Origin of the sequence: Klebsiella sp. CN_Kp073, from assembly GCF_040065495.2 — a bacterium.
Classification (GTDB): Bacteria; Pseudomonadota; Gammaproteobacteria; order Enterobacterales; family Enterobacteriaceae; genus Klebsiella; species Klebsiella aerogenes.
In genome coordinates, this window is the sequence record NZ_CM198051.1 from 1,938,515 (window position 1) to 1,961,971 (window position 23,457).

Genomic DNA, 23,457 nt, shown 5'->3' on the forward strand with positions numbered 1-23,457 from the left:
AACATGAAAGTTTGGCCGGTCAAACATAGCCCATTATTGCGTCAGCCTGAGCGCTTTATCGCTCGCAGCGAGCTTCAGGCATTGATCCGTAATGTGACGCAAAACCTGGTGAATATTAAGGATGAAAGCGGGCAATTTTTACTGCGGCTGGACGACGGGCGAGTCATCGATACCAAAGGTTGGGCCGGTTGGGAATGGACCCACGGCGTTGGGCTGTACGGCATCTACCAGTATTATCAACAAACCGGCGATACCGCCATGCGCGATATCATTGACGGCTGGTTCGCCGACCGCTTCGCCGAAGGGGCAACCACCAAAAACGTTAATACCATGGCGCCGTTTTTGACGCTGGCTTATCGCTATGAAGAGACCGGGCGTCAGGAGTATCTCCCGTGGCTCGATAGCTGGGCCGAGTGGGCGATGCATGAGATGCCGCGCACCGAGCAGGGAGGCATGCAGCACATTACCCTGGCGGAAGAGAACCATCAGCAGATGTGGGATGACACGCTGATGATGACGGTGCTGCCGCTAGCCAAAATCGGTAAATTACTAAATCGTCCGCACTACATTGAAGAAGCAACCTATCAGTTCTTGCTGCATGTACAGAACCTGATGGACAAAGAGACTGGCCTGTGGTTCCACGGCTGGAATTACGACGGTCGGCACAACTTTGCGCGTGCGCGCTGGGCGCGGGGTAACAGCTGGCTCACCATCGTTATCCCGGACTTCCTTGAGCTGGTGGATTTGCCAGAGGGGAGTGCGGTGCGCCGCTATCTGCTACAGGTACTGAATGCGCAAATTGCCGCGTTAGCTGACTGTCAGGATGAGAGCGGCCTCTGGCATACCCTGCTCGACGATCCGCATTCCTACCTTGAAGCGTCAGCGACGGCGGGCTTTGCTTACGGCATCCTGAAAGCGATACGCAAGCGTTATGTCGGGGCGGAGTACACCGAGGTTGCCGAAAAGGCGATACGCGGGATTGTGCGAAATATTTCACCAGAGGGGGAACTGCTGCAAACCTCGTTTGGTACCGGGATGGGTTCCGATCTTGATTTTTATCGGCAAATTCCGCTGACGTCGATGCCGTACGGCCAGGCGATGGCGATTCTTTGTCTGACGGAATATCTGCGCAAGTATTTCTGATAGCGGCATAGACTCCCCGGCCGCGTTGCGCGTACCGGGGCGACTAATAAAACAAACCCGGCTTTCACCGGGTTTGTTTTTTACATCCGCTCTACGGTCTCAATGCCCAGAGTATCAAGACCCAGCTTCAGCGTCTTCGCCGTCAGCAGCGCCAGTTTCAGGCGGCTATTACGGGCCTCTTCGCTTTCGGCGCTGAGGATCGGGCAGTGTTCGTAGAAACCAGAGAACAGACCGGCCAGATCGTACAGGTAGGCGCACATTACGTGCGGAGTACCTTCACGGGCGACGACGGCCAGCGTTTCTTCGAACTGCAGCAGGCGGGCAGCCAACTGCGCTTCGCGATCTTCGCTAATAACCACCGGCGCGGCAGCCAGCGCGCTTTCGTCGATACCGGCTTTACGGAACACCGACAGCACGCGGGTATAGGCATACTGCATGTAAGGCGCGGTATTACCTTCGAACGCCAGCATGTTATCCCAGTCGAAAATGTAATCAGTAGTACGGTTTTTCGACAGGTCAGCATATTTCACCGCGCCGATACCCACCGCATTGGCCAGTTTTTCCAGCTCATCGGCAGGCATATCCGGGTTCTTCTCGGCCACCAGGCGGCGTGCGCGCTCCAGCGCTTCGTCCAGCAGATCGGCCAGTTTGACGGTACCGCCGGCGCGGGTTTTAAACGGTTTACCATCTTTCCCGAGCATCATGCCGAACATGTGGTGTTCCAGCGGTACGGATTCAGGCACATAGCCGGCTTTACGGACAATGGTCCATGCCTGCATCAGGTGCTGATGCTGACGAGAGTCGATGTAGTAGAGCACGCGGTCGGCATGCAGCGTTTCATAACGGTATTTTGCGCAGGCGATATCGGTAGTGGTGTAGAGGTAGCCGCCATCCTTTTTCTGGATGATGACGCCCATCGGTTCGCCTTCTTTGTTTTTGTATTCATCAAGGAAGACCACGGTCGCGCCTTCGCTCTCGACGGCCATACCTTTTGCTTTCAGATCGGCAACGATCCCCGGCAGCATCGGATTGTACAGGCTTTCACCCATCACATCATCGCGAGTCAGGGTGACATTCAGGCGATCGTAGGTGATCTGGTTTTGCGACATGGTGATGTCGACCAGTTTACGCCACATCTGCAGGAAGTACTCGTCGCCGCCCTGCAGCTTAACCACGTAGCTACGCGCGCGCTCGGCGAACGCTTCGTCTTCGTCATAGTGCTTTTTCGCTTCGCGGTAGAAACCTTCGAGGTCGGCCAGCGCCATTTCGCCGGCGTTTTCCTGCTGCTGCTTTTCCAGATAAGCGATCAGCATCCCGAACTGGGTACCCCAGTCACCGACGTGGTTGGCGCGGATAACGCGATGGCCGAGGAATTCCAGAGTACGTACCGAGGCATCGCCGATGATGGTTGAACGCAGATGGCCGACATGCATCTCTTTCGCCACGTTCGGCGCGGAGTAGTCAACAACGATGGTCTGCGGCTGTGGTTTCGCCACGCCCAGGCGCTCGGACTGCAGCGCGAGATTGACGTTTTCCGCCAGGAAGGCCGGATCGAGGAAAATATTGATAAAGCCCGGCCCGGCGATTTCGACTTTATTGGCAATGCCGTTCAGATCGAGATGAGACAGTACCTGCTCTGCAAGTTGTCGCGGCGCCATGCCCAGTTTTTTGGCCACTGCCATCACGCCATTGGCTTGATAGTCGCCGAACTGAACTTTTGCTGACTGGCGGACCTGAGGTTCGCAATCGGCAGGCGCGCCTGCCGCGATCAGGGCCTGGCTGACTTTTTCTGAGAGAAGAGCCTGAATATTCACCGGAATACCTTACTTTTAAGGCGCGAGAACCCCTGTGGGGCGGCGCCGGAACATGGACAAATTAAGGCGGGAGTATACTGCATTTGCGCCCAGCCGTCAGCACCGCGCGCAAGTTGTAAAGCGGCACGCTTAATGAATAACCATTCGTTGTTCAGGCGCGCGGATTGGCGGTTGGTCGGGGCGGCGAAACAGGATAAATTAGCCTTTTTAGCAATGACCGAGGCGCAAGATGGCGAACTGGCAGCAAATTGATGAACTGAAAGATATTTCGGCGGATTTACCGCGTTTTAGCGATGCGCTGCAAGCGCTGGCCGAACGGTTGGGGTTGGAGCTTGCGCCGCTGGACGCCGACCATATCTCGCTGCGCTGTCATCAAAATACTACGGCGGAACGCTGGCGGCAGGGGCTGGAGCGTTGCGGCGCGTTGTTATCGGAAAATATCATTAATGGCCGCCCCATTTGCTTATTTAAGCTTGCCGAACCTATTTGTGTCGCCCACTGGCGCTTTACGGTTGTGGAGTTGCCATGGCCGGGGGAAAAACGCTATCCGCACGAAGGCTGGGAACATATCGAAATCGTTCTGCCGGGCGAGCCGGAAACCCTCAACGCTCGCGCGCTGGCCTTGCTTTCCGATGACGGGCTCAGCCAGCCGGGAATTTTCGTAAAAACCAGCTCGCCGAAAGGGGAGCGTGAACGCTTGCCGAACCCGACGCTTGCGGTCACGGACGGCAAAGTGACCATCAAATTCCATCCCTGGTCGATCGAGCAAATCGTCGCCAGCGAGCGAACCGATACTTAACAGTGTGAAGCCGCGCGGCGTCTGCGGGGAAAAATCGTGACATGCTGTGCTGCCCGTGATGAAAATGGAGAAGGAATCGATGTTGCTGGAAGTTTGCTGCTATAGCATGGAATGCGCGCTTGAGGCGCAGCGCTGCGGCGCCGATCGCATTGAACTTTGCGCCGCGCCGCAGGAGGGCGGGTTAACGCCGTCGTTGGGCGTGCTGCGTTCGGTGCGAGACAATATCTCGATTCCGGTTCATCCGATTATCCGTCCGCGCGGCGGCGATTTTTGTTACACCGAGGGTGAATTTGCCGCCATGCTGGATGATGTGGCGACGGTCAGAGATCTGGGTTTTTCTGGTCTGGTGATTGGCGTGCTCGATGCTGACGGCCAGGTGGATATCCCCCGTATGCGAAAAATTATGGCGGCGGCGGGTCCGCTGGCGGTGACCTTCCATCGCGCCTTTGATATGTGCGCCGACCCGCGTCAGGCCTGGCATGCGCTTGCTGAACTGGGCGTTGCTCGCATCCTCACTTCCGGTCAACGGCCAACGGCGGAACAAGGTCTTGCAAAAATTATGGAACTAATTGCGCTGGGCGATACTCCAATCATTATGGCCGGAGCGGGAGTGCGGGCTGCCAATCTGCAAAAGTTTCTACAGGCAGGCCTCAAAGAGGTGCATAGCTCAGCGGGGCAGTGGTTGCCATCGCCGATGCGCTTTCGTAATCCGGGGTTATCGATGTCCACCGACGCAGATGCCGATGAATATTGCCGCTATGCCGTTAACGGCGAAGCGGTGGCGGAAATGAAACAGATTATTTCTGCCGCGCGGGATTAGCCCGCGAAGCTAACCGTTTTTTGCTGCACATCATGTCGCCCAATATGATGATTGCCCGTACCAGGCCCCTGCAATTTCAACAGGGGCCTTTTTTTATCCCACGAGGGCCAGTGGTCGGCTGAGGTGAATTACGCCCTGGCCGCGGCCGCTTTTTTCGCCAGCGACTGTTGCGTCTCTGGTTTAGTGGCGACGATCACCGCGCGCAGCGGCGCGGGGTAACCTTCCAGCGTTTTGCTGCTGTCATGCGGGTCGAGGAAGTCGGCGAGTGATTCCGTCGTCATCCATTCGGTGCGGCGCTGCTCTTCGCTGGTGGTGACGCAGGTATCAACAATGCGCACATCGATGAATCCGCACTTCTCCAGCCACTGTTTTAGCGCGGCGGCGGAAGGAATGAAATAAACGTTACGCATTTGCGCGTAGCGGTCGCCTGGCACCAGCACGGTGTTCTCATCACCTTCAACGACCAGCGTCTCCAGTACCAGTTCGCCGCCGGGGGCTAACTGATCTTTGAGCTGCCACAGATGATCCAGCGGGGAACGGCGGTGATACAGCACTCCCATCGAAAAGACGGTATCAAAAGCTTCCAGCGCCGGCAGTTGTTCGATGCCTAGCGGCAGTAGGTGCGCGCGCTGATCGTTGCCGATGAGTTTGCGTACCGCTTCAAACTGGCATAAGAACAGCTGGGTTGGATCGATACCGACCGCCAGATGCGCGCCGGCGCCAATCATTCGCCACATGTGATAACCACTGCCGCAGCCGACATCAAGAATAGTACGACCGGTGAGATCGGAAAGATGCGGCAGCACGCGTTCCCATTTCAGGTCGGAACGCCATTCGGTATCGATATTAATGCCATACAGCGAATAAGGGCCTTTACGCCACGGCATCAGGTTTCGCAGCAGATTTTCAATTCGCAGCTGGTGGCCTTCGCTGAGTGGCGTTTCGCTTTCCGCCGTGACGCTATGCAATAGATCGAGACGCCAGGGCGCCAGCTCGGGCAGAAACTCAACGGCGCGTTCCCATTCGCGAAACTTACCGTGCAGCGCTTCGCGTTGCCAGGCCGCGACCTGAGCGGGCAGGGTTTCCAGCCAGTGGGAGAGCGGCCCTTTCGCGATCAACTGATAAAAATTACTGAAGTCGATCATGCCCGTTCCTCGGATTTAACCGCCACCAACGAACCAAAATTAAAGCACTGGAACCACAGTTCGGCATGTTCAAATCCGGCCTGACGAAGGCGCGCTTTATGGGTTTCAACCGAATCGGTCAGCATCACGTTTTCCAGCATGCTGCGTTTCTGGCTGATTTCCAGTTCGCTATAGCCATTGGCGCGCTTGAAGTCATGGTGCATGTTGAACAGCAGTTCGCCGACGTTGGCATCTTCAAAGCTGAATTTTTCGGAAAGCACCAGCGCGCCGCCCGGATTTAGCCCTTGATAGACTTTATCAAGGATCGCCTGACGTTCGCTCGGTTCGAGGAACTGAATAGTGAAGTTCAGCACGACCATCGAGGCATTTTCAATGGCGATATGGCGAATATCGCCCTCGATAACCTCAACCGGCGTTGGCGCTTTATAGGCATCAATATGACGACGGCAACGTTCTACCATCGCCGGGGAGTTATCAATGGCGATAATTTTGCACCCCGGGTGCGCAATATTGCGGCGCACGGAAAGCGTCGCGGCGCCGAGCGAACAGCCAAGATCGTAAACCTGAGTGTTTGGCTGAACAAAACGCTCAGCCAGCATGCCGATCATCGAAATAATATTGGAATAACCAGGAACAGAGCGCTGGATCATATCCGGGAAGACTTCGGCTACCCGTTCATCAAAGGTCCAGTCGCCGAGACTGGCAATCGGCGCGGAAAAAAGCGTATCGCGGTGAGACATAACGTTAAACCCGAAAAAACGAAAACGGCGTATTGTGCGCTAACGCAGGGAGAAAACCAACTCCCAGGGCATATACCACAGGTTAGCCAGCACCATCAGCAACAGCGAGCACCAGGTGGCGCTCATTCCGGAACGCCGCCAGCGGAACAGGCGATGATGGAAACCGTACGAGTGCATCAGGCGCCCGGCAATCAGCAAAATACCGCAAACGTGCACCATCCAGGTTAGCGCGCCGTTCATTTCCATAAACAGCAGCAAGATAAGCCCAATGGGGACGTATTCCACGGCATTGCCATGAACGCGAATGGCGACCTGTAGTTCGCTAAAACCGCCGTCGCCATAGCCGACGCGATACTGCATGCGCAGACGTACCACGTCGAAGGAAAACTTGATTAACAATAACGCACCCAAAACCGCATACAGCGCGCTGACCATACCCAAAACTCCCTTTAATTATGTCAGGTGGCTCCGACTATCATAGCAGGATATCAGAAAAGCGAGGATTGCTGCGGAATTGACGGTGCGGCGCCGACTTGCGGCAGCACCGCGCGTAGGTCTTCCCATAAAGTATCTACCAGTTCAGGCGCCTGGGCGATATCCGGGGTATGCAAAAACAGCCACGGCGTGGCCGACTGATGCCATTTTGGCAGCGTCTGTAGCCAGACGCGAAACAATTCGCGATTCTGCGCCATATCATCGCTGCCGATAAAGCGCACCATCGGCTGCTCCGCGGTCATGACCGCGTGAACCGGGACTTTGGGTTTCTTTTTCTGCGCGTCGATCATCGCCGGATTACGCGCGACGGCGCTATGCACCGGGCGGCTATCGAGGATAACTCGATTGGCGTTGCGCTGGTGTAGCCCGCGATTAAGCTGCTGTTCGGCATCGCCTTTGGCGAAAAACTCGGGATGGCGAACTTCAACGCCGTAGGTGAAGTTTTTCGGTAGCGTATCGAGAAAATGCCACAGGGCAGGGAGGTCTCGTGGCCCGAAGGTGGCGGGCAACTGCAACCAGTACTGGCCGATGCGCGATTCCAGCGGCGCCAGACGAGTAAAAAATTCGTGGCTTAAATCGTCGCAGTCGCGCAGTGCCGCCTGATGTGAAATCGTGGCCGGGAATTTGAAACAGAACCGAAAATCATCGTGAGTTTGTTGATACCAGCGATCGACTATCTCGGCCTTTGGTAAGGCATACAGGGTGGTATTACCCTCCACGCAGTTAAAATGGCGGGCATACTCTTCAAGGCCGGTGATGCCAAGGCGCACCCATTTAGGGTGCGACCATTGCGGGAGCCCGATATAAATCATAAGGCGGCGAGAATGTCCTCAGTACTGCGCACGCGGGCGATGCGCGGGAAGATATGCGTCATACTGCCCTGATGCTGATCGGCGGAGGCGGCGCTGCACGCATCCTCAGCGATGATCAGATTGAAACCGAGTTCCCAGGCATTGCGAGCGGTGGATTCCACGCCGATATTCGTGGAGATACCGCAAAGGATAATGGTGTCGATACCGCGGCGGCGAAGTTGCAGTTCAAGATCGGTACCGTAGAACGCGCCCCACTGACGTTTCGTCACTTCAAGATCGCTATCCTGCTTGCCAAGCGCCGGCGGATAGACCCACCAGTTTTCAGGCAGCTTCGCGGCGCCAGCCTGGGCATCTACCGGCTGTTTTAACGCTTCAGCGAAATCGGCGGACCAGCCGACGCGAACCATGATGACGGGCGAACCCTGTTGACGACATTTTTCAGCCAGCTTTGCCGCGCGCGTCACCACCTCGTCGGCGCGATGCGGGCCGCCGGCAAAGGGTAAAATGCCTTCTTGCAGGTCAATAACGACCAGCGCGGTTTTTTTCGCATTGAGTTCTAACATGGTATCCCCGTATCTTGTTATCTTGTCAGGCCGCTACAATACCGTTGCTAATTCGGCTCAAGGGTAACAAATTTTGTTAATTTATGTGAGCACAAGCAATAAGCGCGCAGCAAAGCAGCGTACAAACTGCGTCGGGCTTATCGTCAGACAGAATTTCCAGTATAATAGCCGCCTTTTTTCATTCAGTAGTGACATTCAGCAAAGCTGCGACCTCGTCGCCTGCATGGCAGGCAACATCCGCCTGCGGCTAAGTTAAGGGATATCTCATGCGTACAGAATATTGCGGACAGCTACGTCAGTCCCACGTGGGGCAGCAAGTGACCCTGTGTGGTTGGGTCAACCGTCGTCGTGATCTCGGTAGCCTTATCTTCATCGATATGCGCGACCGTGAAGGCATCGTGCAGGTGTTTTTCGATCCGGATCGTGCGGATGCATTAAAACTGGCTTCCGAACTGCGTAATGAGTTCTGCATCCAAATCACCGGCACCGTGCGTGCGCGTGAAGAGCGCAACGTCAACCGCGAGATGGCCACCGGCGAAATCGAAGTGCTGGCGTCTGACCTGACCATCATCAACCGCGCGGAAGCGCTGCCGCTGGACTCCAACCACGTCAACACCGAAGAAGCGCGCCTGAAATACCGCTATCTGGACCTGCGTCGTCCGGAAATGGCTCAGCGCCTGAAAACCCGCGCCAAAATCACCAGCTTCGTGCGCCGCTTCATGGACGATCACGGGTTCCTCGATATCGAAACCCCGATGCTGACTAAAGCCACACCGGAAGGCGCGCGTGACTACCTCGTGCCGTCGCGCGTCCATAAAGGTAAATTCTACGCGCTGCCGCAATCTCCGCAGCTGTTCAAACAGCTACTAATGATGTCCGGTTTCGATCGTTACTATCAGATAGTCAAATGCTTCCGCGACGAAGACCTGCGTGCCGACCGTCAGCCTGAATTTACTCAGATTGATGTTGAAACCTCGTTCATGACCGCGCCGCAGGTGCGTGAAGTGATGGAAGATCTGGTTCGTAAGCTGTGGCAGGACGTGAAGGGCGTAGACCTCGGTCAATTCCCGGTGATGACCTTTGCCGAAGCGGAGCGTCGTTACGGTTCCGATAAACCGGACCTGCGTAACCCGATGGAACTGGTAGACGTAGCCGATCTGGTGAAAGCGGTCGAATTCGCCGTCTTCTCCGGCCCGGCTAACGACGCCAAAGGCCGCGTTGCTGCCTTACGCGTACCGGGCGGTGCGGCGCTGACCCGTAAACAGATTGATGAATACGGCAAATTCGTACAGATCTACGGTGCGAAAGGGTTGGCCTATATTAAAGTGACCGAGCGTGCGAAGGGCCTTGAAGGCATCAATAGCCCGGTGGCGAAATTCCTCAACGCTGAAATCGTCGAAGCTATCCTTGAGCGCACGGGCGCGCAGGACGGCGACATGATCTTCTTCGGCGCTGACAACAAGAAAGTGGTTGCCGATGCCCTCGGCGCGCTGCGTCTGAAGCTGGGCAAAGACCTGAATCTCACCGACGAGACCAAATGGGCGCCGCTGTGGGTTATCGACTTCCCGATGTTCGAAGACGACGGCGAAGGCGGCCTGACCGCGATGCACCATCCGTTCACCTCGCCGAAAGATATGACTGCCGCCGAGCTGAAAGCCGCTCCGGAAGACGCTGTGGCTAACGCCTACGATATGGTCATCAACGGCTACGAAGTCGGCGGTGGTTCGGTGCGTATCCACAGCGGTGAAATGCAGCAAACCGTGTTTGGCATTCTGGGCATTAACGAACAAGAACAGCGTGAAAAATTCGGCTTCCTGCTGGATGCGCTGAAGTACGGCACGCCGCCGCATGCCGGCCTGGCGTTTGGCCTCGATCGCCTGACCATGCTGCTGACCGGTACCGATAACATCCGTGACGTTATCGCCTTCCCGAAAACGACGGCTGCCGCGTGCCTGATGACCGAAGCGCCGAGCTTCGCGAATCCTGCCGCGTTAGGCGAACTGGGTATTCAGGTTGTGGCGAAAGAGGCAAAAGAGTCTCCGGAGAACAACTAAGATGTCATTCAAGCTGCCCGTCTCCGTTCTGGTGGTAATTTACGCCGAAGATACGAAGCGGGTGCTGATGTTGCAGCGACGCGACGATCCCGCTTTCTGGCAGTCGGTTACCGGCAGTCTGGAAGAGGGGGAAACCGCGTTGCAGGCCGCCGCGCGCGAAGTAAAGGAAGAGGTCGCCATTGACGTTGCTCGCGAGCAACTGGCCTTAATTGACTGTCAGCGTACGGTGGAGTTCGAGATATTTTCTCACTTACGTCATCGCTATGCGCCGGGCGTCGAGCGCAATACGGAATTCTGGTTCCGTCTTGCGCTGCCCCATGAGCGCCAGATTGTTTTCACTGAACATCTGGATTACCGCTGGGTTAGCGCGTCGGATGCCGCCGCGCTAACCAAATCGTGGAGCAACCGGCAGGCGATTGAAGAATTTGTAATTAACGCCGGATAACTTCCCGCGGCGTTTGTCGCGGGAAGACGGCTTTTTTGGAGAGTTTTTTATGGCAGGTCATAGTAAATGGGCCAACACCAAACACCGCAAAGCGGCGCAAGATGCCAAGCGCGGTAAAATCTTTACTAAAATCATCCGCGAGCTGGTCACCGCTGCGCGTCTGGGCGGCGGCGATCCGGCATCCAACCCGCGTCTGCGCGCGGCGGTAGATAAAGCGTTGTCCAATAACATGACTCGCGACACCTTGAACCGCGCCATTGCGCGCGGCGTCGGCGGTGATGAAGACGCGAACATGGAAACCATCATTTATGAAGGTTACGGCCCGGGCGGCACTGCGGTAATGGTTGAATGTCTGAGCGACAACCGTAACCGTACCGTCGCCGAAGTACGCCACGCCTTTACCAAAACCGGTGGTAACCTCGGAACCGACGGCTCCGTGGCCTATCTGTTCAGCAAAAAAGGCGTGATCTCCTTCGAGAAAGGCGACGAAGACACCATCATGGAAGCCGCGCTGGAAGCGGGTGCTGAAGACGTTGTTACCTATGACGACGGCGCCATTGACGTTTACACCGCCTGGGAAGAGATGGGCGCGGTGCGTGATGCGCTGGAAGCCGCTGGCCTGAAAGCCGATGCTGCTGAAGTCTCAATGATCCCGTCGACTAAAGCGGATATGGATGCGGAAACCGCGCCGAAGCTGCTGCGTCTTATTGATATGCTGGAAGACTGCGACGACGTGCAGGAAGTGTATCATAACGGCGAAATCTCTGATGAGGTTGCCGCAACGCTGTGATGCCGGTAGCCGGTATTGCGGGTGAGTTATTACTGGAGGCGCGTGATGGCCATTATTCTCGGCATTGACCCGGGGTCACGCGTGACCGGTTATGGCGTGATTCGCCAGGTCGGGCGGCAGTTGAGCTACCTTGGCAGCGGATGTATCCGCACCAAAGTAGACGATCTGCCGTCGCGGCTGAAGCTGATATACGCCGGCGTCACCGAAATTATTACCCAGTTCCAGCCCGACTATTTCGCTATCGAGCAGGTCTTTATGGCGAAAAATGCCGATTCGGCGTTGAAGCTTGGGCAGGCGCGCGGAGTGGCGATTGTCGCGGCGACGAACCAGGACCTGCCGGTCTTTGAGTACGCCGCCCGCCAGGTTAAGCAAACCGTCGTCGGCATCGGTAGCGCGGAAAAGAGCCAGGTACAGCATATGGTGCGTACCTTGCTGAAACTTCCGGCAAATCCGCAGGCGGATGCGGCGGATGCGCTGGCCATCGCCATCACCCATTGCCACCTCAGTCAGAACCTGGCTCAGATTAGCGAGACCCGGCTCAATCTGGCGCGAGGGCGGTTACGATAATCACAAATCAGGCTGGATATTCATCCAGCCTTTTTTTATGATAACGCATTAGACTTTCGGCCCTTTATTCAGGAGCGCTACGTGATAGGCAGACTCAGAGGCATCATTCTCGAAAAGCAACCCCCGCTGGTATTACTGGAAACCGGGGGCGTAGGTTATGAAGTCCATATGCCGATGACCTGCTTCTACGAGCTACCGGAAGCCGGGCAGGAAGCCATCGTCTTCACCCATTTTGTGGTGCGTGAAGACGCGCAGCTGCTGTACGGCTTTAACAACAAGCAGGAACGCACGCTGTTTAAAGAGCTTATCAAAACCAACGGCGTCGGGCCGAAGCTGGCGCTGGCTATCCTTTCCGGCATGTCGGCGCAGCAGTTTGTGAACGCCGTTGAGCGTGAAGAAGTTGCCTCGCTGGTGAAACTGCCTGGTATCGGCAAGAAAACCGCCGAACGTTTAATTGTCGAGATGAAAGATCGCTTTAAAGGCCTGCATGGCGACCTGTTTACTCCGGCCGCCGATCTGGTGCTGACCACGCCTGCCGGCCCAACTGCCGACGATGCGGAGCAAGAAGCGGTTGCCGCGCTGGTGGCGCTGGGCTATAAACCACAAGAGGCCAGCCGAATGGTGAGCAAAATCGCTCGCCCGGACGCCAACAGTGAAACGCTAATTCGCGAAGCGCTGCGCGCGGCGTTGTGAGGTAAGGGATGATTGAAGCAGATCGGCTGGTATCAGGCGACAGCATTGGCTTTGAAGAGGCCGCTGACCGCGCTATCCGCCCCAAATTACTGGCAGAATATGTCGGCCAGCCGCAGGTGCGTTCGCAGATGGAGATCTTTATCCAGGCGGCGAAACTGCGCGGCGATGCGCTCGATCACCTGTTGATTTTTGGCCCACCAGGGTTGGGGAAAACCACGCTTGCTAATATCGTCGCCAACGAAATGGGCGTGAATCTGCGTACCACCTCCGGCCCGGTGCTGGAAAAGGCCGGCGACCTGGCGGCAATGCTGACCAACCTTGAGCCGCATGATGTTCTGTTTATTGATGAGATCCACCGTCTTTCGCCGGTAGTGGAAGAGGTACTGTATCCGGCAATGGAAGATTATCAGCTGGATATCATGATTGGCGAAGGCCCGGCCGCACGCTCGATTAAAATCGACCTGCCGCCGTTTACCCTGATTGGCGCGACTACCCGCGCCGGTTCATTGACTTCGCCGCTGCGCGACCGCTTTGGTATCGTGCAGCGCCTCGAGTTTTATCAAGTGCCGGACCTGCAGCATATCGTAGGCCGCAGCGCCCGTCATATGGGTTTGGAGATGAGCGAGGAAGGGGCGCTGGAAGTGGCCCGTCGCGCGCGCGGTACACCGCGTATCGCCAACCGTCTGCTGCGCCGGGTACGCGACTTCGCCGAAGTGCGCCACGATGGCACTATCTCCGCTGAGATCGCCGCTCAGGCGCTGGATATGCTCAATGTGGATGCCGAAGGGTTTGACTATATGGATCGCAAGCTGCTATTGGCAGTGATCGATAAATTCTTTGGTGGTCCGGTCGGCCTCGATAACCTCGCGGCGGCTATCGGCGAGGAGCGGGAAACCATTGAAGACGTGCTGGAGCCGTACTTAATTCAGCAGGGGTTCCTGCAGCGCACGCCGCGTGGCCGAATGGCGACGGTGCGCGCCTGGAATCACTTCGGTATTACCCCGCCGGAAATGCCCTGATAAAACCCGGTAGCTTTCCGCTACCGGGTAGCCTCTCAATCAACTCGCCGCTTTCTTCGTCATACTCAGAACAAACAGCGCCGCTGCGCAGAGCACAACCGAAGGGCCTGCAGGGGTATCGTAGAACGCCGAGAAGGTTAAACCGCCGGTCACCGCCAGCATACCTACACCAACGGCTACCGCGGCCATCTGTTCCGGCGTGCGGGCAAAACGGCGGGCGGTAGCGGCCGGGATTATCAACAACGAAGTGATGATCAGCGCGCCTACGAACTTCATTGCCACGCCGATAGTCAATGCCGTCACCAGCATCAGCAGCAGCTTAACCCGCTGCAACTTCACCCCATCAACAAACGCTAAATCAGGGCTGATGGTCATCGCCAGCAGGTTGCGCCACTGCCAGAGCAGAATCGCAATGACGATCACCACGCCGATGGCGATGGAAATTAAATCCTCCGGCGTGACGGCTAACAGATCGCCAAACAGGTAGGCCATCAGGTCAACGCGAACGTTTGACATCAGGCTCACCACCACCAGACCGAGCGATAGCGCGCTGTGCGCCATAATACCGAGTAGGGTATCGACCGCCAGGTGCGGGCGTTTCTCCAGCCATACCAGCCCGCCTGCCAGCAGCAGCGTGACCACGATAACCGCATAAAACGGATTAACGTTGAGCAATAGACCAAACGCCACGCCAAGCAGCGAAGCATGCGCCAGCGTATCGCCAAAGTAGGACATTCTCCGCCAGACCACGAACGAACCCAGGGGGCCTGCCGCGCAGGCGAGCATCATGCCGGCTAACCAGCCGGGTAACAGTAATTCAATCATCAGCGGCCATTTCCTCGACGCAGTACAATCCGCCCCTGCAGGTCGTGGCGGTGATTATGTTGGTGACGATAAATGCCCAGCTGTTCCGCGCCGCGCGGGCCGAACATGGAGATAAACTCCGGATGCATCGAGACCACTTCCGGAGTTCCGGAGCAGCAAATATGCTGATTCAGGCACAGCACTTCATCGGTTTTGGCCATCACCAGGTGGAGATCGTGGGAAACCATTAAGACCGCGCAGTTCAGCTCCTGACGCAGTTGATTAATTAAATCATACAATGCCACCTGACCATTGACGTCGACGCCCTGGGTCGGTTCATCCAGCACCAGAAGTTGTGGTTGATTCAGCAGGGCGCGCGCCAGCAAAACGCGCTGGGTTTCGCCACCGGAGAGCTTTTGCATTGGCGCATCGATTAGATGCCCGGCCTGCACACGCTGCAGCGCCGGCATAATATCCTGCTTGCGGGTACCGGGACGCAGGCGCATAAAGCGGCTGACCGTCAGCGGCATGGTAGCATCAAGATGCAGTTTTTGCGGCACATAGCCGATACGCAGATTTTTCTCGCGCTGGATAGCACCTTCGGTCGGCGTCACCAGGCCTAGTACCACGCGCACCAGCGTCGATTTCCCGGCGCCGTTTGGGCCAAGAAGCGTTAAAATTTTGCCTGGTTTTAGCGTTAGCGAAATGTCAGACAACACGCGCCGCTGGCCGTAGACGACCGCGACTTTTTCCAGCGTTACAAGATTCGTCATGTCAAATTAGGGGTTGCACTAGCGATTGAATGTTATAATATCACATCACTTTCGCTCATTACGATGATTAGTCGCATTATGTTACATAAAAATACGCTTCTTTGCGCTGGACTTAGCGCCGCTTTTTTGTTCGCTCATGCTCCGGTTGCTCATGCAGCCGTCGTCGCTTCCATGAAACCCCTTGGCTTTATCGCTTCCGCCATCGCCGATGGCGTGACGGATACCCAGGTTTTACTGCCTGATGGTGCTTCCGAGCATGATTATTCCCTGCGTCCATCGGATGTAAAACGCTTACAGAACGCAGACTTAGTCGTATGGATTGGTCCAGAAATGGAAGCCTTTATGGACAAGTCAACGCAAAGCATTGCGGAGCAGAAAAAGGTCACCATCGCCCAGTTGGATGGGGTGAAACCGTTGCTCATGAAAGGGACGGATGATGACGATGACGAACATGGTCACGAACATGCTAATGGCGAAAAAAGTGACGGCGATCACCATCACGGCATTTACAATATGCATCTGTGGCTCTCCCCAGAGATAGCGCGGCTCTCAGCGGTTGCAATCCACGATAAATTATTGGAACTTATGCCGCAGAGTCGAGCCAAACTTGACGCCAACCTGAAGGAATTTGAGGCAAAATTAGCCGCAACCGACAAACAGGTGAGTAACGAGCTGGCGCCGGTGAAAGGTAAGGGGTATTTCGTTTTTCATGATGCCTATGGCTACTACGAAAAACATTACGGTTTGACCTCGTTGGGGCATTTTACCGTCAACCCTGAAATCCAGCCTGGTGCGCAGCGTTTACACGAAATAAGAACACAGTTGGTTGAGCAGAAAGCGACTTGCGTTTTTGCTGAGCCACAATTCAGGCCAGCGGTTATCGAAGCTGTTGCCAGGGGGACCTCCGTGCGCATGGGAACCCTGGATCCACTTGGAATCGGAATTAAGCTGGGTAAAGACAGTTACCCGCAGTTCCTGAGCCAGTTGGGGCATCAGTATTCAAGCTGCCTGAAAGGAGATTAACGAGGAAGTGAATACGTGCAACAGATAGCCCGCGCTGTCACTCAGGCATTCAACAACTTGCCGCGACCCCATCGCGTTATGCTGGGGTCGTTGAGCGTCCTGACTTTAGCGGTCGCCGTCTGGCGGCCCTACATCTACCACCCGGAATCAGCCCCGATCGTCAGAACGATTGAGCTGGAAAAAAGCGAAATCCGCTCTCTGCTGCCGGAAGCCTCTGAACCCATCGATCAGGCGCCGCAGGAAGAAGAAGCTATCCCGCAGGATGAGCTCGACGATAAATCCGATAGCGACTCCGGCGGCCATGAATATGTGGTTTCCACCGGCGATACGCTGAGCAGTATTCTTAATCAGTACGGTATTGATATGGGCGATATCGCTCAACTCTCCTCTGCTGATAAAGAACTGCGCAACCTTAAAATTGGTCAACAGCTCTCCTGGACGCTGACCGCCGATGGCGACCTGCAAAGCCTGACGTGGGAGATGTCGCGCCGCGAGACGCGTACCTATAACCGCGTCGCCAATGGCTTTAAAATGAGCAGCGAGCTGCAGAAAGGGGATTGGGTCAACAATGTCCTGAAAGGTACCGTTGGCGCCAGCTTCGTCTCCAGCGCCCGTGATGCTGGCCTTACCAGTACGGAAATCAGCGCGGTCATCAAAGCGATGCAGTGGCAGATGGACTTCCGTAAGCTGAAAAAAGGTGATGAATTCTCGGTGCTGATGTCGCGTGAAATGCTTGATGGCAAGCGCGAGCAGAGCCAGCTGTTGGGCGTGCGTTTACGTTCCGATGGCAAAGATTATTACGCGATCCGTGCCGAAGATGGCAAATTCTACGATCGCAACGGTACGGGTCTGGCGAAAGGCTTCCTGCGCTTCCCGACCTCGCGTCAGTTCCGCGTGTCGTCTAACTTCAACCCGCGTCGCCTGAATCCGGTGACCGGGCGCGTCGCGCCGCATCGCGGCGTTGACTTCGCTATGCCGCAGGGCACGCCGGTGCTTTCCGTCGGCGATGGTGAAGTGGTGGTGGCGAAACGCAGCGGCGCGGCAGGTTACTATGTCGCCGTGCGTCATGGCCGCACCTATACCACCCGCTATATGCACCTGCGTAAGCTGCTGGTGAAACCGGGGCAGAAAGTGAAACGCGGTGATCGTATCGCGCTGTCGGGCAACACCGGGCGTTCTACTGGCCCGCACCTGCACTATGAAGTCTGGATCAACCAGCAGGCGGTTAACCCGTTGACGGCGAAACTGCCGCGTACCGAAGGTTTAACCGGTTCCGACCGTACGGATTACCTGGCGCAGGCCAAAGAGGTTATCCCACAGCTGCGCTTTGATTAGTCTGAATTATCTTCACTGAAAGCCGGCGCCTGATATGCGCCGGCTTTTTCTTTTGTGCGATGAGTGACGTGTCGCTAAACTAAGCCATTATCTTTATTGATTAAGCAGAACTTCTGCGGACCGGGCATGGAAACGAAAAAAAATAACATTGAATTTATCCCCAAATTTGAGAAATCTTTTTTACTGCCGCGCTACTGGGGCGCGTGGCTGGGCGTTTTCGCCTTCGCCGGAATCGCGCTGACGCCTCCCTCTTTCCGCGACCCTATTCTCGGAAAACTGGGGCGTTTTGTCGGCCGTCTGGCAAAAAGCTCCCGCCGTCGGGCGCAGATTAACCTGCTGTACTGCTTCCCGGAAAAAAGCGAACAAGAGCGTGAAGCTATCATCGATGCGATGTATATGTCTGCTCCGCAGGCAATGGTGATGATGGCCGAACTCGGCATGCGCGATCCGCAGCGCGTGATGTCCCGCGTTGACTGGCAAGGGAAAGAGATCATTGACGAGATGCACCGTAATAATGAAAAGGTCATCTTTTTAGTGCCGCACGCTTGGGGCGTGGATATTCCGGCGATGCTGATGGCTTCAGGCGGGCAAAAAATGGCCGCGATGTTCCATAACCAGGGTAATCCGGTATTTGACTACGTCTGGAACACCGTACGCCGTCGTTTTGGCGGGCGGATGCACGCGCGTAACGATGGTATCAAGCCGTTTATTCAATCGGTGCGCCAGGGCTACTGGGGCTATTATCTGCCCGACCAGGATCACGGCGCCGAGCACAGCGAATTTGTTGATTTCTTCGCGACTTATAAAGCGACTCTTCCGGCGATTGGCCGTCTGATGAAAGTCTGCCGCGCGCGCGTAGTGCCGCTATTTCCGGTGTATGACGGTAAAACGCATCGCCTGACGGTACTGGTGCGCCCGCCGATGGACGATCTGCTGGAAGCCGATGACACGACGATTGCGCGCCGTATGAACGAAGAGGTTGAGATTTTCGTCAGGCCGCACACCGAACAGTATACCTGGATCCTGAAACTGCTGAAGACGCGTAAGCCGGGTGAAACTGAGCCTTATAAGCGCAAAGAACTGTTTCCGAAGAAGTAAGCTGTATGCTGCGCTGAGCAGGGCTACGGCGCCTGCATTTACCAGACCGTAGGCCGGATAAGGCGCAGCCGCCATCCGGCGCAAAAGCGGCTCCTTATCCGCGGATATTGCCCGTCGGCGCTGCGCTTGCGCGGGCCTACAAAACATTTCCGTATGCTACCATCGCCGGCATGTTGTGATGCCTGTATTTACCAGGATAACAAGCATAAAAAAGCCTCCGTAAGGAGGCTTTCCTGTCTCTGAAGATGATTACTCAACGGTCAGGATACGGGTGGTGTTGGTGCTACCGATGGTGCTCATCACGTCGCCCTGGGTGACGACCACCAGGTCGCCGGAGACCAGATAGCCTTTATCACGCAGCAGGTTAACCGCGTCGTGCGCGGCGGCAACGCCGTCGTTATGGCTGTCGAAATGTACCGGCGTCACGCCACGATAGAGCGCTGTCAGGTTCAGAGTACGCTCGTGACGGGAGAGGGCGAAAATCGGCAGGCCGGAACTGATACGCGAAGTCATCAGTGCGGTGCGGCCGGACTCGGTCATGGTGATAATCGCGGTAATGCCTTTCAGGTGGTTGGCCGCATACATCGCCGACATGGCAATCGCTTCTTCGACGTTGTCGAACTGGACGTCAAGACGGTGTTTAGAAACGTTGAGGCTTGGGATCTTCTCCGCGCCCAGGCACACGCGCGCCATCGCGGCAACGGTTTCTGACGGATACTGGCCGGCAGCGGTTTCTGCGGACAGCATTACGGCATCGGTACCGTCCAGCACGGCGTTCGCTACGTCCATAACTTCCGCGCGGGTCGGCATCGGATTGGTGATCATCGATTCCATCATCTGCGTGGCGGTGATGACCGAGCGGTTAAGCTGGCGAGCGCGGCGGATCAGCGCTTTCTGGATACCCACCAGTTCCGGATCGCCGATTTCCACACCGAGATCGCCGCGAGCAACCATCACCACATCGGAGGCGAGAATAACGTCGTCCATGGCATCCTGGTCGCAGACCGCTTCCGCACGCTCGACTTTAGCGACGATTTTCGCATCGCAGCCAGCGTCGCGGGCCAGACGGCGAGCGTAGTTCAGGTCTTCGCCGCAGCGCGGGAAGGAGACCGCCAGGTAATCAACGCCAATTTTTGCGGCGGTAATGATATCGGCTTTGTCTTTATCGGTTAGCGCTTCAGCAGACAGCCCGCCGCCGAGTTTGTTGATACCTTTATTGTTAGATAGCGGGCCACCAACGGTAACTTCGGTGAACACTTTCATCCCTTGTACTTCCAGGACCTTCAGCTGCACGCGACCATCGTCGAGCAGCAGGATATCGCCTGGAACGACGTCCGCCGGCAGGCCTTTATAGTCGATGCCGACTTTTTCTTTATCGCCTTCGCCTTTACCCAGGTTGGCGTCGAGCAGGAATTTGTCGCCAATGTTGAGGAAAATTTTGCCTTCTTTGAAGGTAGAGACGCGGATTTTCGGCCCTTGCAGGTCGCCGAGAATTGCTACGTGACGGCCCAGTTTTGCTGCAATTTCACGGACTTTGTCTGCGCGGAGCTGGTGATCTTCCGGGGTACCGTGAGAGAAGTTCATGCGTACGACGTTAGCGCCCGCGGCGATAACCTTTTCGAGGTTGTTATCGCGGTCAGTTGCCGGGCCTAAGGTCGTTACGATTTTGGTTCTGCGAAGCCTTCTGGACATGTAATACTCCGTTGACTGAAACAACTTTGGTGTTGCGTGAACATGGATTCGGTAGCGCCGAATCCGCTAATGGGCGGAACTGCTACGCTGCCGGGACATAATTGGTCTCTGACTTATAATGACTATTATTGTTTATCACTACTAATGAGTAGTTCTTTATCAAAGCGCGATTCCTTGAGCGCTTCCTTGACCCTCTTCAAGTTATCTCTGAATTTTGCTCCGCGGCGCAGGGTGAAGCCGGTCGCCAGCACATCAATTACCGTGAGCTGGGCCAGACGCGACACCATCGGCATATAAATATCGGTGTCTTCCGGGACGTCCAGAGTAATGGCCAGCGTCGACTCCCGCGCCAGCGGGGTGCCGGCTGAAGTAATGGCAATGACCATGGCATCGTTTTCACGCGCCAGTTGCGCCAGTTCAACCAGGCTTTTGGTGCGCCCGGTGTGTGAAATGATGACCACCACGTCATCATCGTTACAATTCATACAGCTCATGCGCTGCAGGACAATATCGTCGGAGTAGATGACCGGGACGTTAAAACGGAAAAATTTATTCATGGCGTCATGCGCGACGGCGGCTGAGGACCCCAGACCGAAGAAGGAGATTTTCTTCGCCTGGGTAAGCAGATCGACTGCCCGGTTGACCGCCGACATATCCAGCGCATGATGTACCTGATCGAGGCTGGCCATCGCCGATTCGAAAATTTTCGCCGTATAGGATTCGACGCTGTCGTCTTCATCGACATTACGGTTAACATAGAGGGTACCGTGTGCCAGACTTTGTGCCAGATGCAGTTTAAAATCGGGGAAACCCCGGGTTTCCAGACTGCGACAAAATCGGTTTACGGTCGGCTCGCTGACGCCGGCTTCCAGCGCCAGGGCCGCTATGCTTGAGTGAATGGCCTGCGCCGGGGTGGCAAGAATGACTTCCGCCACTTTGCGTTCAGATTTGCTAAGGTTTTCCAGTCGGGACTGGATTTTTTCCAGCATGTTCATTGTTAACAGGCGCTCATCAATGGAAACGATTTCATTAATGGGTGAAATCATCAGGCGTTTTAGCAAGAATATACCCCTCCGCAATCAGAAGCGGTGAGGAATGACGAGAAAAAATGTCGTTTTTTTTCATTACATGATCAGAGTCGTATTTTACTAACTGAAAACCAGACGAAACAACGAACATTCTTAGCCTGATGCCCAATTTGTCGGCGAACGCTTTTCCTCTATGTGCGGTAACGTCGGGAAAGCACCGCTAAGGGTTTCAGGAAATTCGTAAACACAGTACAGTGCAGCGTAAGAAAATTACAAATTTAGCCTGGCATAAGCACCAGACTATCAACTGAGGAGAATGACATGGCGGTAACGCAAACGGCCCAGGCATGCGATCTGGTCATTTTCGGCGCGAAAGGTGACCTCGCGCGCCGTAAACTGTTGCCTTCCCTGTATCAGCTTGAAAAGGCTGGCCAGATTAATCCTGAAACCCGCATCATCGGCGTTGGTCGCGCCGATTGGGATAAAGACGCTTATACCAAAGTAGTGCGTGAAGCGTTAGAAACCTTCATGAAAGAGAAAATCGACGAAGGTTTATGGGATACCCTGAGCGGTCGTCTGGACTTCTGTAATCTTGATGTCAACGATACCAGCGGCTTCACCCGTCTGGGCGAAATGCTGGATCAGGAAAACCGGGTCACCATTAACTACTTCGCGATGCCGCCAAGCACTTTCGGCGCCATCTGCAAAGGCCTGGGCGAAGCAAAGCTGAATGCCAAACCCGCGCGGGTGGTGATGGAAAAACCGCTCGGTACCTCGCTGGAAACCTCCCGGGAAATTAATGACCAGGTGGGCGAGTATTTCGAAGAGTGCCAGGTTTACCGTATCGACCATTATTTGGGTAAAGAGACGGTACTGAACCTGCTGGCACTGCGCTTTGCTAACTCCTTGTTTGTTAATAACTGGGACTGCCGCACCATTGACCACGTTGAAATCACCGTGGCGGAAGAAGTGGGTATTGAAGGCCGCTGGGGTTATTTCGATCAAGCCGGGCAGATGCGCGACATGATCCAGAACCATCTGCTGCAGATCCTGTGCATGATCGCCATGTCGCCGCCGTCGGATCTAACTGCCGACAGCATCCGCGATGAAAAAGTAAAAGTGCTGAAATCGCTACGCCGAATCGATCGCTCGAACGTGCGTGAGAAAACCGTCCGTGGTCAATACACCGCCGGGTTTGCGCAAGGCAAAAAAGTACCGGGCTATCTGGAAGAAGAGGGCGCTAACAAATCCAGTAATACGGAGACCTTTGTGGCCATCCGCGTGGATATCGATAACTGGCGCTGGGCTGGGGTTCCGTTCTACCTGCGTACCGGTAAACGTCTGCCGACCAAATGTTCCGAAGTGGTGGTTTACTTCAAAACTCCGGAACTGAACCTGTTCAAAGAGACCTGGCAGGAGCTGCCGCAGAACAAACTAACCATTCGTCTGCAGCCGGATGAAGGTGTTGATATTCAGGTGCTTAACAAAGTTCCAGGCCTCGATCACAAGCATAATCTGCAGATCACCAAACTGGATCTGAGCTACTCCGAGACCTTCAATCAAACTCACCTGGCGGATGCCTACGAACGCCTGCTGTTGGAAACCATGCGCGGTATCCAGGCGCTGTTCGTGCGTCGCGATGAAGTGGAAGAAGCGTGGAAGTGGGTTGACTCCATTACCGGCGCATGGGCGGCTGACGGCGACGCGCCGAAGCCTTATCAGGCAGGTACCTGGGGCCCGGTGGCGTCGGTGGCGATGATCACTCGCGATGGCCGTTCCTGGAACGAATTCGAGTAAGTGTATCG

At 55.7% G+C, this 23,457-nt stretch carries 22 protein-coding genes and 1 pseudogene; 13 read left to right on the plus strand and 10 right to left on the minus strand.

All coding sequences use genetic code 11. The annotated features are described in order from the left end of the window. Positions 1-3: 3 nt before the first annotated feature. Entirely contained in the window at positions 4-1,143 is a 1,140-nt protein-coding gene (gene bglB / locus ABLV66_RS09360) for a beta-galactosidase BglB (protein ID WP_047045553.1), read from the plus strand. Between the two features lie 80 nt (positions 1,144-1,223). Here the strand turns inward: bglB and argS are convergent, their stop codons facing one another. Continuing rightward, positions 1,224-2,957: an arginine--tRNA ligase gene (gene argS / locus ABLV66_RS09365; protein WP_113373564.1), complete on the minus strand. Its 1,734-nt coding sequence runs from the start codon at positions 2,955-2,957 to the stop codon at positions 1,224-1,226. Positions 2,958-3,186: 229 nt separating this feature from the next. Here argS and ABLV66_RS09370 point away from each other — a divergent pair, with 229 nt between their 5' ends. Together ABLV66_RS09370 and cutC are read left to right on the plus strand one after the other, a co-directional pair. Then, the gene (locus ABLV66_RS09370) at positions 3,187-3,756 is read left to right on the plus strand and encodes a VOC family protein (RefSeq protein WP_047045558.1); all 570 of its coding nucleotides are present in this window, start codon (positions 3,187-3,189) and stop codon (positions 3,754-3,756) included. A 79-nt stretch (positions 3,757-3,835) separates the two neighbouring features. After that, positions 3,836-4,576 carry a copper homeostasis protein CutC gene (cutC, locus tag ABLV66_RS09375; protein WP_348875955.1) on the plus strand — a complete coding sequence of 247 codons (741 nt, stop codon included), beginning with the start codon at positions 3,836-3,838 and terminating at the stop codon, positions 4,574-4,576. A gap of 128 nt (positions 4,577-4,704) precedes the next feature. On the opposite strand, the gene cmoB is transcribed toward cutC, so the two are convergent. From cmoB to ABLV66_RS09400, 5 genes are read right to left on the minus strand one after another with little or no spacing between them, the layout of a single operon-like run. After that, on the minus strand, positions 4,705-5,721 hold the full coding sequence (gene cmoB / locus ABLV66_RS09380) for a tRNA 5-methoxyuridine(34)/uridine 5-oxyacetic acid(34) synthase CmoB (RefSeq protein WP_045390306.1): 1,017 nt from the start codon (positions 5,719-5,721) through the stop codon (positions 4,705-4,707). Continuing rightward, positions 5,718-6,461, minus strand: a complete 744-nt coding sequence (cmoA, locus tag ABLV66_RS09385; protein ID WP_015365981.1) for a carboxy-S-adenosyl-L-methionine synthase CmoA — start codon at positions 6,459-6,461, stop codon at positions 5,718-5,720. The genes cmoB and cmoA overlap by 4 nt, the downstream gene beginning before the upstream one ends. Positions 6,462-6,500: 39 nt before the next feature. After that, entirely contained in the window at positions 6,501-6,896 is a 396-nt protein-coding gene (locus ABLV66_RS09390) for an MAPEG family protein (protein WP_015365982.1), read from the minus strand. Between the two features lie 53 nt (positions 6,897-6,949). Continuing rightward, positions 6,950-7,768, minus strand: a complete 819-nt coding sequence (locus tag ABLV66_RS09395) for a DUF72 domain-containing protein (protein WP_047066811.1) — start codon at positions 7,766-7,768, stop codon at positions 6,950-6,952. Continuing rightward, positions 7,765-8,331, minus strand: a complete 567-nt coding sequence (locus ABLV66_RS09400) for a hydrolase (protein ID WP_213797646.1) — start codon at positions 8,329-8,331, stop codon at positions 7,765-7,767. Before ABLV66_RS09400 ends, ABLV66_RS09395 begins: the two co-directional genes overlap by 4 nt. 266 nt (positions 8,332-8,597) lie before the next feature. On the opposite strand from ABLV66_RS09400, the gene aspS reads away from it, so the two are divergent. The 6 genes from aspS (at position 8,598) to ruvB (ending at position 13,899) form a co-directional block, all read left to right on the plus strand. Further along, entirely contained in the window at positions 8,598-10,385 is a 1,788-nt protein-coding gene (aspS, locus tag ABLV66_RS09405) for an aspartate--tRNA ligase (RefSeq protein ID WP_020078458.1), read from the plus strand. Between the two features lies 1 nt (position 10,386). Further along, positions 10,387-10,830, plus strand: a complete 444-nt coding sequence (nudB, locus tag ABLV66_RS09410) for a dihydroneopterin triphosphate diphosphatase (RefSeq protein WP_015365986.1) — start codon at positions 10,387-10,389, stop codon at positions 10,828-10,830. Between the two features lie 49 nt (positions 10,831-10,879). Further along, positions 10,880-11,620 carry a YebC/PmpR family DNA-binding transcriptional regulator gene (locus tag ABLV66_RS09415; protein WP_015365987.1) on the plus strand — a complete coding sequence of 247 codons (741 nt, stop codon included), beginning with the start codon at positions 10,880-10,882 and terminating at the stop codon, positions 11,618-11,620. A 45-nt stretch (positions 11,621-11,665) separates the two neighbouring features. Then, positions 11,666-12,187: a crossover junction endodeoxyribonuclease RuvC gene (gene ruvC / locus ABLV66_RS09420; protein WP_015365988.1), complete on the plus strand. Its 522-nt coding sequence runs from the start codon at positions 11,666-11,668 to the stop codon at positions 12,185-12,187. 81 nt (positions 12,188-12,268) lie between these two features. Continuing rightward, positions 12,269-12,880, plus strand: coding sequence for a Holliday junction branch migration protein RuvA (gene ruvA / locus ABLV66_RS09425; RefSeq protein WP_015365989.1), 612 nt, complete (start codon positions 12,269-12,271; stop codon positions 12,878-12,880). A gap of 8 nt (positions 12,881-12,888) precedes the next feature. Next, positions 12,889-13,899, plus strand: a complete 1,011-nt coding sequence (gene ruvB, locus ABLV66_RS09430) for a Holliday junction branch migration DNA helicase RuvB (protein WP_015365990.1) — start codon at positions 12,889-12,891, stop codon at positions 13,897-13,899. Positions 13,900-13,938: 39 nt separating this feature from the next. Here the strand turns inward: ruvB and znuB are convergent, their stop codons facing one another. Together znuB and znuC are read right to left on the minus strand one after the other, a co-directional pair. Then, a complete protein-coding gene (gene znuB, locus ABLV66_RS09435; protein WP_047077751.1) occupies positions 13,939-14,724 on the minus strand; it encodes a zinc ABC transporter permease subunit ZnuB in 786 nt (261 codons plus the stop codon). Continuing rightward, positions 14,724-15,476, minus strand: coding sequence for a zinc ABC transporter ATP-binding protein ZnuC (gene znuC, locus ABLV66_RS09440; RefSeq protein WP_015705955.1), 753 nt, complete (start codon positions 15,474-15,476; stop codon positions 14,724-14,726). Before znuC ends, znuB begins: the two co-directional genes overlap by 1 nt. Before the next feature lie 78 nt (positions 15,477-15,554). On the opposite strand from znuC, the gene znuA reads away from it, so the two are divergent. The 3 genes from znuA to lpxM all read left to right on the plus strand — a co-directional run bounded on the left by znuA (position 15,555) and on the right by lpxM (position 18,932). Next, on the plus strand, positions 15,555-16,499 hold the full coding sequence (znuA, locus tag ABLV66_RS09445) for a zinc ABC transporter substrate-binding protein ZnuA (protein WP_045390494.1): 945 nt from the start codon (positions 15,555-15,557) through the stop codon (positions 16,497-16,499). 15 nt (positions 16,500-16,514) lie between these two features. Beyond that, a complete protein-coding gene (mepM, locus tag ABLV66_RS09450) occupies positions 16,515-17,834 on the plus strand; it encodes a murein DD-endopeptidase MepM (RefSeq protein WP_045376156.1) in 1,320 nt (439 codons plus the stop codon). A gap of 126 nt (positions 17,835-17,960) precedes the next feature. Continuing rightward, positions 17,961-18,932 (plus strand): lauroyl-Kdo(2)-lipid IV(A) myristoyltransferase, encoded by a 972-nt coding sequence (lpxM, locus tag ABLV66_RS09455; RefSeq protein WP_045390317.1) that lies wholly within the window; start codon positions 17,961-17,963, stop codon positions 18,930-18,932. A 249-nt stretch (positions 18,933-19,181) separates the two neighbouring features. Here the strand turns inward: lpxM and pyk are convergent, their stop codons facing one another. Continuing rightward, positions 19,182-20,624 carry a pyruvate kinase gene (pyk, locus tag ABLV66_RS09460; RefSeq protein ID WP_045390319.1) on the minus strand — a complete coding sequence of 481 codons (1,443 nt, stop codon included), beginning with the start codon at positions 20,622-20,624 and terminating at the stop codon, positions 19,182-19,184. Between the two features lie 125 nt (positions 20,625-20,749). After that, positions 20,750-21,654, minus strand: a pseudogene (locus ABLV66_RS09465) (MurR/RpiR family transcriptional regulator). Between the two features lie 319 nt (positions 21,655-21,973). Here ABLV66_RS09465 and zwf point away from each other — a divergent pair. After that, entirely contained in the window at positions 21,974-23,449 is a 1,476-nt protein-coding gene (gene zwf, locus ABLV66_RS09470) for a glucose-6-phosphate dehydrogenase (protein WP_045390321.1), read from the plus strand. The last annotated feature ends 8 nt before the right edge of the window (positions 23,450-23,457 follow it).